The following is a 12698-nucleotide window of genomic DNA, read 5'->3' as shown; positions in this document are numbered from 1 at the left end:
GTGGAACCCGGACGTGACGCACGAGACGGAACACCAGTCATGGGACGACTGTTCTGAGTGTCACATGGGCGCGTCCGCCGTCCGGGTCGTTCCATCCCTGCGGGGATGACAGGATGGTCGGCGAGCTCGAGACCACCAAGTCTGCGTATGAGGAGTCTGCACGTGGCCGACACGAACGGCACCGCTTTCGACATCGTCGTCCTGGGCGGAGGCAGCGGCGGCTACGCAGCCGCACTGCGCGCCGCACAGCTGGGCAAGTCCGTCGCCCTCATCGAGGCCGACAAGGTGGGCGGCACCTGCCTGCACGTCGGCTGCGTACCCACCAAGGCGCTGCTGCACGCCGCCGAGCTGGCGGACAACGCCCGCGACGGCGCCCACTTCGGCGTCCACACCAGCCTCGACCACATCGACATGAACGGTGTGAACGAGTACAAGGCCACCGTGATCGGTCGCCTCTACAAGGGCCTGCAGGGACTGATCAAGTCCCGCAAGATCACCGTCTTCGAGGGCTACGGCAAGCTCGTCGCCAAGGACACGGTCGAGGTCAACGGCGAGCGGGTCACCGGCGAGTACATCGTGCTCGGCACCGGCTCGTACGCGCGCTCGCTGCCTGGCCTCGAGATCGGCGGCCGGGTCATCACCTCGGACCAGGCCCTCCAGCTCGACTGGGTCCCGAAGTCGGTCATCGTGCTCGGCGGCGGCGTCATCGGGTCGGAGTTCGCCAGCGTCTGGAAGTCCTTCGGCGCGGACGTCACGATCATCGAGGCGCTCCCCCACCTCATCGCCAACGAGGACGAGTCGCTGTCCAAGGCGTTCGAGCGCCAGTTCCGCAAGCGCGGCATCAACTTCAACCTGGGCGTCCGGTTCGCCGGCGTGACCCAGGACGACAACGGCGTGCACGTCTCGCTCGAAGACGGCAAGACGTTCGACGCCGACCTCCTGCTCGTGGCCGTGGGTCGCGGACCCCGCACCTCCGGCGTCGGCTACGAGGAGCAGGGCATCACCCTCGACCGCGGCTTCGTCATCACCGACGAGCGCCTGCACACCGGCGTCGGCAACATCTACGCCGTGGGTGACATCGTCCCCGGCCTGCAGCTCGCGCACCGCGGGTTCGCGCAGGGCATCTTCGTCGCCGAGGAGATCGCCGGGCTCAAGCCGGCCGGCATCGTCGAGTCGGGCATCCCGCGCGTGACCTACTCCGACCCCGAGGTCGCCTCGGTCGGTCTCACGGAGGCGCGCGCCAAGGAGGTCCACGGGGCCGACGGCGTCGAGACGCTCGAGTACAACCTGGGCGGCAACGGCAAGAGCCAGATCCTCGGCACCCAGGGATTCGTCAAGCTCGTGCGCCAGAAGGACGGACCGGTCATCGGCGTCCACATGATCGGCGCGCGAGTCGGCGAGCTCATCGGCGAGGGCCAGCTCATCGTGAACTGGGAGGCCTACCCCGAGGACGTCGCCTCCCTCGTGCACGCCCACCCCACGCAGAACGAGGCCCTCGGGGAGGCGCACCTCGCGCTCGCCGGCAAGCCGCTGCACGCCCACAACTGACCTCACGAATCGAAGGAGACACGAGCGGTCATGTCCGACAACGTGCAGCTGCCCGCACTCGGTGAGTCCGTCACCGAGGGGACCGTCACCCGCTGGCTGAAGAACGTGGGCGACACGGTGGAGGTCGACGAGCCGCTGCTCGAGATCTCGACCGACAAGGTCGACACCGAGATCCCCTCGCCGTTCGCCGGCGTCCTGGAGCAGATCCTGGTCCAGGAGGACGAGACCGTCGAGGTCGGCGCGACGCTCGCCGTCATCGGTTCCGGCGAGGGCGCGTCCTCGCAGGACGCCGCTCCGGCCGAGGAGTCGGCCCCGCAGGCGGCCGCCGAGGAGGCTCCGGCCGAGCAGGCTCCCGCAGCGGAGGCGCCCGCCGAGCAGGCTCCCGCGGAGGAGCCCGCTGCGGAGACCGCTGCCGCGGAGCAGTCCGTCGAGGAGCACGAGGAGCCCGCCGCCGCACCGGCTGCCGTCGAGCAGGGCGGGACCGGCGAGAACGTCACGCTCCCTGCGCTGGGCGAGTCCGTCACCGAGGGCACCGTCACCCGCTGGCTCAAGGCGGTCGGCGACGAGGTCGCGCTCGACGAGCCGCTGCTCGAGATCTCGACGGACAAGGTCGACACCGAGATCCCGTCCCCGTTCGCCGGCACGCTGCAGCAGATCCTGGTCCAGGAGGACGAGACGGTCCAGGTCGGTGCGGTGCTCGCCGTCATCGGCTCCGGGTCCGCCCCCGCCGCCGCGCCCCAGGAGTCGGCGCCGGCCGAGGAGAAGGCGCCCGAGCCCGCTCCGGAGCCGGAGAAGACCCCCGAGCCGGAGCCRGAGCCGGCCGCCGAGAAGGAGACCACGCCCGCTCCCGTCCCGGCGACACCGACGCCTGCGCCGGTGCCCGCCACGCCCGCAGCCTCCCCCGCCCCTGCTCCTTCGGTGTCGGGCACCTACCTGACGCCGCTCGTCCGCAAGCTCGCGGCCGAGAAGGGTGTCGACGTCGCGTCGCTCGTCGGCACCGGTGTGGGTGGTCGGATCCGCAAAGAGGACGTCCTCGACGCCGCGGCCAAGGCCGAGGCGGAGAAGGCTGCCGCCGAGGCCGCCAAGGCCCAGCCTGCTGCCGCAGCGCCGGCCGCACCCGCCGCCAAGCCCGCCGCCGCAGTTCCGGCGGTCTTGCCGCTGCGGGGCACGACGGAGAAGGCCAGCCGGCTCCGTCAGATCATCGCCGAGCGCATGGTCGACGCACTGCACTCGCAGGCGCAGCTGACCACGGTCGTCGAGGTCGACGTGACGCGTGTCGCCCGGCTCCGAGCGAAGGCCAAGGAGGACTTCAAGGCACGCGAGGGCGTCAACCTCACGTTCCTGCCGTTCTTCGTGCTGGCCGCCGTCGAGGCGCTCAAGGCGTTCCCGAAGATCAACGGCGTGCTCGAGGGCAACCAGATCACGTACCACGCGCAGGAGAACGTCGGCATCGCCGTCGACACCGAGAAGGGCCTCCTCGTCCCGGTGATCCGCGACGCGGGCGACCTGAACCTCGCCGGCATCTCGCGCAAGATCGTCGATCTGGCGGGTCGCACCCGCCAGAACAAGGTCACGCCGGACGAGCTCAGCGGTGCCACGTTCACCGTGACCAACACGGGTTCCGGCGGCGCGATCATCGACACCCCGATCGTCCCCGGCGGCACGTCCGCGATCCTGGGCACGGGCGCGATCGTCAAGCGCCCCGTCGTCATCCAGGACGCCGACGGCGCCGAGGTCATCGCGATCCGGTCGATGTGCTACCTGTCGCTGTCGTACGACCACCGCCTGGTCGACGGCGCCGACGCGTCCCGCTACCTCTCCGCGGTCAAGAGCCGCATCGAGGAGGGCTCGTTCGAGTCCGAGGTCGGCCTCTGACCCGCAGCACCTGACCCACCACGACGGCCCGGTACCCCGCGAGGGTGCCGGGCCGCCGTGCGTCGGCGCCCGCCGGGCCGGCGACGCGGACCGACCGTAGGGTGAGCGCCATGCAGGTCGTCATCGCCGGGTCGCACGGCTTCATCGGGTCCGCTCTCGTCCCCCACCTCCAGCGCGACGGTCACGACGTCCGCGTCCTGGTGCGGGGTTCTGCGCGGGGCCCGTCGCAGATCTCCTGGGACCCGGACGCAGGGCGCCTCGACCCCGACGCGATCGCCGGCTCCGACGCCGTCATCAACCTCGCGGGGGTCAACCCCGGCTCCCGACCCCTCACGACGGCCCGCAAGCGTGAGGTCCTCTCGTCCCGCCTGAACACCACCGGTCTGCTCGCCCGGACGCTCGCTGCCCTCGACGACGGCCCGCAGGTGCTGCTCCAGGCGTCGGGGATCGGCGCGTACGGCTCGCGCGGCGAGGACCTGCTGGACGAGGACGAGCCGATCGGGACGACGTTCTTCGCCAACGTCGTGCGGCACTGGGAGGCGGCGACCGCTCCCGCGCAGGACGCCGGCGTGCGGGTGGTCCACCTGCGGACCGGCATCGTGCTGGGCCAGGGTGGCGGTGCCCTCGGCCGGCTGCTCCCGTTGATCCGGCTCGGCGTCGGAGGGCGGCTCGGGTCGGGGCGGCAGTTCTGGCCGTGGATCACCCTGCTCGACCACGTCCGGGCCGTCGAGCACCTGCTGACCGCACCGGTGCACGGCCCCGTCAACCTGGTGACCGCCCCGGCGCGCAACGCCGAGGTGGTCGCGGCGCTCGCCCGGGCGATGCACCGGCCCGCGGTCGTGCCGGTGCCCGCGTTCGCGCTCCGCGCGGTGCTCGGAGACTTCTCCTCCGAGGTCCTCGGGTCCATCCGCGCTGTTCCCGCCGTGCTCGACGCCAGCGGCTTCGTGCCGGTTCACGCCGACCTTGCCACCGCGGCGGAGTGGGTCGCCCAGCGCGACTGACGTCACGGCTCCACGACGTCCCAGACGCGCCAGCCGTCGTCGGTCCACCGCAGGCCCAGCACCACGGTCCGCGCCTCGGACGCCGCCACCTGCACCGCGGCACCACCGTCGGCGGGAACCCGGACGTGCGCGGACATCGCGGACGTCACGGCGACGTCCGTGGTGTCGCGTCGTCGGCCGTCGTCCTCGACGAGACGCGCGTCCCGCACGTCGATCGACAGCCCGTCGACGCGCGCGCCGTCGAGGCCCGCCAGGACCTGCGCGTCCGCCGCCGCCGCCGGCCCGTCGGGGACGTCGACCGTCCCCAGCTGGGACACGTCGCCGGTCTCGATGACCTGCGCCCGGACCCGGCTCAGCTCGATGGCGGCCCGCACCGGGTCGTCGGCCACGGGTGCCGGCTCCGGCGGTCTGCCGACGAGGTGCACTCCCCCGACGCCCGCTGCCACCACCGCGACAGCGACCAGCACACCGACAGAGATCCGGGCCGTGCGCCGCCTGCGCCGCGCCCTGTCCTGCCGACGGGTCGTGCTCAGCACCCGCGCGGGATCGCCCTCACGGGCCATGGCCGTCAGCGCCGAGGAAGCCCGGGCGCCCGCGTCGGGGAGCCGCACAGGTTCGGGGTCCGCGGTCGCATAGCAGGCGTCGACCACGTGGTCGGCGTCGAGCCCGGGCCGGGCCAGCAACCCGGCGAAGGCCTCCCGCAGACTCCTGTCGTCCTCCTGGTCGGACACCAGGTGCACGTCCGCGCCCGGCATCTGGTCGAGCACGGTGGCGACCAGGCACCGGACGTCCGTCTCGGTGTCGGCGCCGCCGGAGAGGGCACCGCGCAGGTCGACCAGGGCCGGGCGGCCATCGGGTCGGACCACGACCGTCGACTCGCTCACGGCCCCGTGGGACAGCCCGGCGTCGTGCAGCGCGGCAAGGGCACCGGCCACGGGGATGGCCACCGTCGCAGCCTCGCCGTCGGCCAGCGGTGCTCGGGCGGCGCGGATCTGCGCGAGGGAGAGGCCGTCCACGTGCTCGACGACGAGGCCGAGCCGACCGGACGACAGCTCGATGACGTCGAGGACCTGCGGAAGGTGCTCGTGCCGGACCGCGCACAGCCGCGCGGCGCGGTCGGACGTCCCGGCGTCGACCACTGCCGGGACGACGTGCAGCTCCAGCCGTCGGTCAGAGCCGTCGAGAGCCACGGCGAGCCACCCGGATCCGGCGACCTCGACGGGATGGAACCCGGCGTCCACGAGGGCGGTCTCGACATCGGTCGGCACGACGAACCTGTCCATCGGGACATCCAAGCCTGGTCGGCTCACCCCGGTCGGCGGTCGTCCACAGGCCGCGTCAGGACAGCTGGACCACCCTGCGCTCGGCAGCCGACAGCAGCGCCGCGTCGAGCACCCGGGCGGTGCGGGCCGCGTCGGCCGGGTCGACCGGGGGCGGGCCTCCGTCGACGACCCACCGCACGACCGCGTGGTACAGGTCGACGTGCCCTCCGGCGGCCTGCGGCACCGGCTGACGGTCGGCCCCACGCACCAGCCAGCCCTCGTGCACGGCCTCGCCGGGCCGGCGGGTCTCCTCGTAGGCGTCGTCGAGCGCACCGAACGGGGTCGGCTCGCCCTCGAAGCTGGTCACGAGGTACGCGCCACCGTCACCGAGCACCCGCGTGCGCGGCCCGGGGGCACCCACGACGGCGCCGGCCTGCAGGTGGCTCACGACGCCGTTGGCGGCGTGCACGAGCGCCAGGAAGACGTCGTCGACGGCGGGCGTGGTGCGAGCGTGGAGCTCGGCGTACACCTGCGCGACAGGCCCGAACAGCTGGACGGCCGAGTCGACCAGGTGCGCGCCGAGGTCGAGCAGGAGCCCGCCCGAGTCCGGGTCGTTCTCTTTCCAACGGTCCTGCGGTACGGGACGGAACCTCTCCCACCGCCGCTCGAACCGGTGCACCGTGCCCAGCTCCCCGCTCGCGATCACCCCGAGCAGGGTCAGCTGCTCGGGGTCCCAGCGGCGGTTCTGGAACACGGTGAGCCGCCCGTCGCCGCGCGATGCCAGCAGCTCGGCGTCGTCGGCGGTGGTGGCCAGCGGCTTGTCGACGAGCACGTGCAGCCCGGCGTCGAGCGACGCGAGGACGTGCGCCACGTGCTCACCCGTCGGGCTGGCGATGACCACGAGGTCGAGCTCGTCAGCATGCGCGAGGAGACCGTCGACGTCGGGGACGACGAGGGCGCCGGGCCAGTCCGCCTCGACCTGCTCCGCCCGGCTGCGCGTGACCACGCACATCACCTGCTGACCGGCCTCGCGCAGCAGCCGGGCGTGGATCCCCCGGCCCGCTCCCCCGTACCCGACCAGCCCGACCCGCAGCGCCTCCATGCGCCTCACTCTAGGTCGGGTGCGACCTTGTGCAGACCGTGCTCCTGGTGCCGGGACAGGGCGCTCGGCCACCACGTCCGGCGGCCGAGGTCGTGCACGAGCGCCGGCACGAGCAGGCTGCGGACGACGAGCGTGTCGAGCAGCACACCGAACGCGACGATGAACGCGATCTGCGCCAGGAACAGGAGCGGGATGACGCCGAGCGCGGCGAACGTGGTGGCCAGCACGACACCCGCCGACGTGATCACGCCGCCGGTCACGGCGAGCCCGCGGACCACGCCGGCGCGCGTCCCGACCTTCAGCGACTCCTCACGGACGCGCGTCATCAGGAAGATCGAGTAGTCGACGCCGAGCGCGACGAGGAACACGAACGCGAACAGCGGGACCACCGGGTCGGCACCGGCGAAGCCGAAGACGTGGTTGAAGAAGATGGCCGAGACGCCCAGCGCGGCGGCGAAGGAGAGCACGTTGGCGGCGAGCAGCAGCGCCGCAGCGACGACCGACCGCAGCAGGAACATCAGGATCACGCCGATGACCAGGAGCACGACCGGGACGATCACGCGCAGGTCCCGCTCGCTGGCCAGGTTGGTGTCCAGCGTCTCCGCGGCGGCGCCACCGACGACCGCGGTCGGGCTGACCTCGTGGACGGCCGTGCGCAGGTCCTCGACGGTGTCGACGGCGGCCTGCGTGTCGGCGGACGCCGTCGTCGCGACGTCGAGACGGACGCGTCCGTCGACCGCGAGCGGCGGGGCGTCGCCGGCAGGCGCTCCAGCGGGGGCTCCCGTGTACGGCGTCACGGACTCGACGCCGTCGACGCCCTCGGCCGCGGCCGTCACGGCGTCGACGTCGGCCTCGTCGACGATGAGGATCGCGGGCTGGACGGAACCCGCCGGGAAGTGCTCGGCGAGCACCTCCTCGCCGGCGACCGCGTCGACGTCGGTCAGGAAGATGTCGACCTGGTTGGTCCCGGACGCGTTCAGGGTGGGCAGGAACGCCGCCCCGACACCGAGGGCGACGGCCGTGATGATCCACACGGGCCGGGCCTTGCGGCCGACGAACCGCGCGAGCCGGGGCCACAGACCCGTCCCGTCGGCGGGGTCGGGCTCGACCGTCGTGTCGACGTGCGGGTGCCCGGTCTCCGGGGCGACGACGACCGCAGCGGGGCGCGGGGCGCGCGGCCAGAACAGGATGCGCGAGTGCTTGCCGAAGACGAGCAGGAGCGCGGGCAGCAGCGTCAGTGCACCGAGCAGCGCGGACGCGATGCCGATCGCGGCGACCGGGCCGAGGCTGCGGTTGGAGCCGAGGTCGGACAGCAGGAGACACAGCACGCCGGCGATGACGGTGCCGGCGCTGGCGGCGATCGGCTCGACGCAGGCCCGCAGGGCGCGCCCCATCGCCTGCGCGGGGTGCTCGACGTGGGCCAGCTCCTCGCGATATCGGGCGACCAGCAGCAGGGCGTAGTCCACGGACGCACCCACCACGAGGATCGACAGGATCCCCTGCGACTGCCCGTTGAGCACGAGCGTGCCGTTCGCGGCGAGGGTGTACACGACGAGTCCCGCCAAGCACAGTGCGAAGACAGCGGTGAAGATCACGACGAAGGGCAGGAACGGCGAGCGGTAGACCAGCACGAGGATCAGCAGCACGGCACCGAGCGCGACGAGCAGCAGGACGCCGTCGATCCCCCCGAACGCCGTGACGAGGTCGGCGACGAACCCGGCGGGGCCGGTCACCCAGGCCTGCAGCCCGAGCTCCCCGGCGGACGTGGCGGTGGCGCCGAGCTCGGACTCCAGGGATGCCCGCAACGCCGTCACGAACGACTCGGTGACACCCTCGTCCTCGGCCAGCAGCTCGTCCGCCGTGGCGCCGTCCAGCGAGTACGCGACGAGCACGGCCTCCCCGTCCTCCGACGGCACGACCGCCACCTCACCGACGAGGTAGTCGGACCAGGTCCCCTCGTTGCCCGGCGGCAGCGCCTCGTCCGGGAACGCCAGCGCCCAGTCCTGCACGGCGGTCAGCTGCTCGGGGGTGACGTCGCTGCCGTCGGCGGGCTGAAGCACGACGAGCGCGGGTAATGTCTCGGTGTCGACGAAGCCCTTGCTCTCCTCGGCGGCCTGGGTGGACTCGGCCGACGACGGCAGGAACGCGGAGGCGTCGTTCGTCTGGACCTGCGACAGCTTGCCCTGCGCCATCCCGCCGACCGACCCGATGCCGAGCCACACGACCAGGGCGACGCCGACGAGCACGGCGCGGAGAACGGTGGACCGGCGATTACTCAGCATGCTGAGTATCATTGGGGCTATTGCTCCGATGAGCAAATGGAGGCAGGGACGTGGTGCAGGACAGCCGGGCGGCGCAGTCCATCGACCCGGCCTCGCCCGACCCCGCGCACTGGCCGGTCGGCCGCCTCCTGTCGTCCGCCGCGCGCCGCGTCGAACGGGACTGGAACGCCCACCTCGCCGCGTGGGACCTGAACCACGCCAGCCAGGCGGTCCTGGCACATCTCCTGCGGGCGCCCATGTCGCAGCGCGAGCTGGCCACGGCCAGCGGCGTGACCGAGCAGACGATGAGCCGCGTCCTCGCCCGGATGGAGCGCAGCGGCTACGTCACGCGGACGCCGCACGACGACGACCGGCGCCGGCACGTCATCACCATCACGGATGCGGGGCGTTCCGCCTTCTTCGTCGCGTCCGACCGCGAGCTCGCCGAGGCGATGGTCACGCGTGGGCTCACGCCCGAGCAGGCCGAGCAGCTGCGGCAGCTCCTCGCTGTCGTCGCCGGCGAGCCGGACAAGGGCGGCGACGCAGACACCCCTCGAGGCTCCCCGGGTTAGCCTGACCGCATGCGGTTCGACGAGCTCGACCTCGGTGCACGCCTGCTCCCCTACGAGCCGACGTGGCAGCTGCAGCGCGAGGTGCACGCGGCGGTCGCCGACGGGACCCGCGAGGACACGGTCCTGCTGTGCGAGCACGAGGACGTGTACACGGCGGGCCGACGGACCGCGACCTGGGACCGCCCGGTCGACGGCACACCCGTCGTCGACGTCGACCGCGGCGGCCGCATCACGTGGCATGGACCCGGCCAGCTCGTCGGCTACCCCATCGTGAAGCTCGCCACGCCCATCGACGTCGTCCGCTACGTGCGCGTGCTCGAGGAGGCGCTCATCCGGACGTGCGCGGACCTCGGGCTGACCGCGATCCGCGTGGACGGGCGCAGCGGGGTCTGGTTCGCGGCCGACGACACCCGACGGGAGCGCAAGGTCGCCGCGATCGGCGTGCGCGTCTCCCGCGGCGTCACGATGCACGGGTTCGCGCTCAACTGCGAGCCCGACCTGGCCGCCTTCGACCGCATCGTGCCGTGCGGGATCGAGGACGCCGACGTCACGTCGCTCTCGGTGGAGACCGGTCGGCGCGTGACGATCGCCGAGGTGCTGCCGCTGGTCCGCGGTCACCTGGTCGACACCCTGGTCCCGATCCTCGACGCCCGCGCCGTCGCGGTGTGACGCGCGACTCCCCCGCAGCCGTCGGCCCGACGGCGGGTTAGTCTGACCGGCGTGACGATCGCAGCCGATGGCCGACGCATGCTCCGCATCGAGGCGCGCAACGCCGAGACGCCCATCGAACGCAAGCCGGAGTGGATCCGCACGCGCGCGACGATGGGGCCCGAGTACACCGAGCTCAAGGGCCTGGTGAAGCGTGAGGGCCTCAACACCGTCTGCGAGGAAGCCGGCTGCCCCAACATCTTCGAGTGCTGGGAAGACCGCGAGGCCACGTTCCTCATCGGCGGCGACCAGTGCACGCGGCGCTGCGACTTCTGCCAGATCGACACGGGCAAGCCGGCCGACTTCGACGCCGACGAGCCCCGCCGCGTCGCCGCGTCCGTGCAGGCGATGGGCCTGAAGTACTCGACCGTCACCGGCGTGGCCCGAGACGACCTGCCCGACGGCGGCGCCTGGCTCTACGCGGAGACCGTCCGCCAGATCCACGCGGTCAACCCGGGCACCGGCGTCGAGCTGCTCATCCCGGACTTCAACGCGACGCCCGAGCTGCTGGACGAGGTCTTCTCGTCGCAGCCCGAGGTCCTGGCGCACAACCTCGAGACCGTCCCGCGCATCTTCAAGACGATCCGCCCCGGCTTCCGGTACGACCGGTCGCTGTCAGTGATCACCCGGGCGCACGAGCAGGGTCTCGTCACCAAGTCGAACCTCATCCTCGGCATGGGCGAGACCACCGACGAGGTCGTCGAGGCGCTCGCCGAGCTGCACGAGGCCGGCTGCGACCTCATCACGATCACGCAGTACCTGCGTCCGTCCGTGCGTCACCACCCCGTGTCGCGGTGGGTGCGTCCGGAGGAGTTCGTCGAGCTGTCGGCCGAGGCCGAGCGCCTCGGCTTCCTGGGTGTCATGTCCGGGCCCCTGGTGCGGTCGTCGTACCGCGCCGGCCGGCTGTGGGGTCAGGCGATGCGACGCTACGGGCGACCGATCCCCGAGGCCCTCGCGCACCTCTCCGAGCCGACGACGTCACGCCAGGAGGCTGCGAGCCTGCTCGCACGCTGAGGGGTCAGGCACGACCCGATCCGTCGGTAGACTTCGGGCCCATGGCCCGCGACAAGACCTCCGACGCTGCATCGACGCCCAAGGTGAAGAAGACCCGCTGGTACCACCAGGTGTGGCAGGCGTACCAGATGACCCGGAAGAACGACCCGGCGGTCACCTGGATCATCCTGGCGGTGTTCGTCGGCATCGTCGCGCTCGGGCTCGTCATCGGGTTCCTGGTCCACGCGGTGATCTACGTCCTGCTGCTCAGCATCCCGTTCGCGCTGCTCGCGGCGATGTTCGTCCTCGCCCGCCGCGCGGAGACCGCCGCGTACACGCAGATCGAGGGGCAGCCCGGTGCGGCCTACGCGGCGCTCGGCACCATCCGCCGCGGCTGGACCTTCACGCAGGAGCCGGTCGCCGTCGACCCCCGCACGCAGGACCTCGTGTTCCGTGGCGTGGGCCGCCCGGGCGTCGTCCTGGTCGGCGAGGGCCCCGCACCCCGCATCGCCAAGCTCCTCGAGGCGGAGCGCAAGCGCACCGCCCGCGTCATCTCCGGTGCGCCGATCACGCTCATCCAGGTCGGCGACGGCGAGGGTCAGGTCGCGCTGCGCAAGCTGCCGCGCGCCGTCCAGAAGCTCCGCCCCAAGCTGAGCAAGCAGGAGGTCGCCGAGGTGAGCAAGCGGCTCACCGCACTCGGCGGCGTCCGGCTCCCCGTGCCGAAGGGCGTCGACCCGATGCGCGCACGCCCCGACCGCAAGGGCATGCGCGGCCGCTGACCAGCAGATGAGCGACGGGCACTGGAACCACAACACCCACTATCACCGGCTCGCCCTGCGTGTCGCAGGCAGCGCATCGAGCGCGCTCGACGTCGGCTGCGGCGAAGGCCTGCTGACGCGTGAGCTGCACGCGTCCGGGGTCGCGCGCGTCACCGGCGTCGACCTCGACCCGGACCAGGTCGCGCGCGCCCGTTCGCAGGCCGACGACAGCCTCCGGTACCTCGTCGGCGACGTCCTCGAGGTTCCGCGGGACGAGCAGTTCGACCTGGTGACGTGCTTCGCGACGTTGCACCACCTCGACCTCGACGTCGGGCTGCGGCGTCTGCGCAGCCTCGTCGCCCCCGGCGGCCGCCTGGTCGTCGTGGGGCTCGCCCGCGTCGGCTCGCCCACGGACGCTGCACTCAGCCTGGCGGCCGTGCCGGCGGCGATGGTGGCCGACCGCGCACGAGGGGTCTGGGAGCACGGCGCGCCGGTGCGGGACCCCGAGCACAGCTACGGCCAGGTGCGGGCGGCAGCGCGGTCGATCCTGCCGGGCGCGCGCTGGCGACGACACCTCTACTGGCGGTACAGCCTGGTCTGGCAGTCCCCCGCCTGAGC

The 12698-nt window shown here is 72.6% G+C and carries 11 protein-coding genes; 8 read left to right on the top strand and 3 right to left on the bottom strand.

All coding sequences use genetic code 11. From position 1 onward, the window contains the following. Positions 1 to 162: 162 nt before the first annotated feature. The 3 genes from lpdA to ASD16_RS05245 all read left to right on the top strand — a co-directional run bounded on the left by lpdA (position 163) and on the right by ASD16_RS05245 (position 4424). Complete coding sequence (gene lpdA / locus ASD16_RS05255) at positions 163 to 1548, top strand: dihydrolipoyl dehydrogenase (RefSeq protein ID WP_082570601.1); 1386 nt, start codon at positions 163 to 165, stop codon at positions 1546 to 1548. Between the two features lie 30 nt (positions 1549 to 1578). Next, positions 1579 to 3423, top strand: a complete 1845-nt coding sequence (gene sucB / locus ASD16_RS05250; protein WP_055913740.1) for a 2-oxoglutarate dehydrogenase, E2 component, dihydrolipoamide succinyltransferase — start codon at positions 1579 to 1581, stop codon at positions 3421 to 3423. 110 nt (positions 3424 to 3533) lie between these two features. Beyond that, the gene (locus ASD16_RS05245; protein WP_055915741.1) at positions 3534 to 4424 is read left to right on the top strand and encodes a TIGR01777 family oxidoreductase; all 891 of its coding nucleotides are present in this window, start codon (positions 3534 to 3536) and stop codon (positions 4422 to 4424) included. Positions 4425 to 4426: 2 nt separating this feature from the next. Here ASD16_RS05245 and ASD16_RS05240 read toward each other — a convergent pair whose 3' ends face one another. The 3 genes from ASD16_RS05240 to ASD16_RS05230 are packed head-to-tail and all read right to left on the bottom strand — an operon-like array spanning position 4427 to position 9070. Then, on the bottom strand, positions 4427 to 5707 hold the full coding sequence (locus ASD16_RS05240; protein ID WP_055913736.1) for a hypothetical protein: 1281 nt from the start codon (positions 5705 to 5707) through the stop codon (positions 4427 to 4429). 55 nt (positions 5708 to 5762) lie between these two features. After that, the gene (locus ASD16_RS05235; RefSeq protein ID WP_055913733.1) at positions 5763 to 6788 is read right to left on the bottom strand and encodes a Gfo/Idh/MocA family protein; all 1026 of its coding nucleotides are present in this window, start codon (positions 6786 to 6788) and stop codon (positions 5763 to 5765) included. A gap of 5 nt (positions 6789 to 6793) precedes the next feature. After that, entirely contained in the window at positions 6794 to 9070 is a 2277-nt protein-coding gene (locus ASD16_RS05230; RefSeq protein ID WP_235523113.1) for an MMPL family transporter, read from the bottom strand. A gap of 50 nt (positions 9071 to 9120) precedes the next feature. Between ASD16_RS05230 and ASD16_RS05225 the strand changes: the two genes are divergently transcribed. The 5 genes from ASD16_RS05225 to ASD16_RS05205 are packed head-to-tail and all read left to right on the top strand — an operon-like array spanning position 9121 to position 12696. After that, positions 9121 to 9621 carry a MarR family winged helix-turn-helix transcriptional regulator gene (locus tag ASD16_RS05225; RefSeq protein WP_055913727.1) on the top strand — a complete coding sequence of 167 codons (501 nt, stop codon included), beginning with the start codon at positions 9121 to 9123 and terminating at the stop codon, positions 9619 to 9621. A 9-nt stretch (positions 9622 to 9630) separates the two neighbouring features. Beyond that, entirely contained in the window at positions 9631 to 10290 is a 660-nt protein-coding gene (gene lipB / locus ASD16_RS05220; protein ID WP_055913724.1) for a lipoyl(octanoyl) transferase LipB, read from the top strand. A 51-nt stretch (positions 10291 to 10341) separates the two neighbouring features. Beyond that, positions 10342 to 11343, top strand: a complete 1002-nt coding sequence (gene lipA, locus ASD16_RS05215; RefSeq protein ID WP_055913721.1) for a lipoyl synthase — start codon at positions 10342 to 10344, stop codon at positions 11341 to 11343. 41 nt (positions 11344 to 11384) lie between these two features. Next, positions 11385 to 12101: a DUF4191 domain-containing protein gene (locus tag ASD16_RS05210; RefSeq protein ID WP_055913718.1), complete on the top strand. Its 717-nt coding sequence runs from the start codon at positions 11385 to 11387 to the stop codon at positions 12099 to 12101. Between the two features lie 7 nt (positions 12102 to 12108). Continuing rightward, positions 12109 to 12696, top strand: coding sequence for a bifunctional 2-polyprenyl-6-hydroxyphenol methylase/3-demethylubiquinol 3-O-methyltransferase UbiG (locus ASD16_RS05205; protein ID WP_055913715.1), 588 nt, complete (start codon positions 12109 to 12111; stop codon positions 12694 to 12696). The last annotated feature ends 2 nt before the right edge of the window (positions 12697 to 12698 follow it).

The sequence above is a fragment of the Cellulomonas sp. Root485 genome (assembly GCF_001426705.1).
Lineage (GTDB): Bacteria > Actinomycetota > Actinomycetes > Actinomycetales > Cellulomonadaceae > Cellulomonas.
This window is presented reverse-complemented; position numbering and strand designations above follow the sequence as displayed.

Bases quoted from the DNA above. Each gene is read 5' to 3' on its own strand.
- ASD16_RS05235 (WP_055913733.1), bottom strand. From the start codon at position 6,788: ATGGAGGCGCTGCGGGTCGGGCTGGTCGGGTACGGGGGAGCGGGCCGG.
- ASD16_RS05210 (WP_055913718.1), top strand. From the start codon at position 11,385: ATGGCCCGCGACAAGACCTCCGACGCTGCATCGACGCCCAAGGTGAAG.
- ASD16_RS05205 (WP_055913715.1), top strand. From the start codon at position 12,109: ATGAGCGACGGGCACTGGAACCACAACACCCACTATCACCGGCTCGCC.
- ASD16_RS05240 (WP_055913736.1), bottom strand. From the start codon at position 5,707: ATGGACAGGTTCGTCGTGCCGACCGATGTCGAGACCGCCCTCGTGGAC.
- lipB (WP_055913724.1), top strand. From the start codon at position 9,631: ATGCGGTTCGACGAGCTCGACCTCGGTGCACGCCTGCTCCCCTACGAG.
- ASD16_RS05230 (WP_235523113.1), bottom strand. From the start codon at position 9,070: ATGCTGAGTAATCGCCGGTCCACCGTTCTCCGCGCCGTGCTCGTCGGC.
- ASD16_RS05245 (WP_055915741.1), top strand. From the start codon at position 3,534: ATGCAGGTCGTCATCGCCGGGTCGCACGGCTTCATCGGGTCCGCTCTC.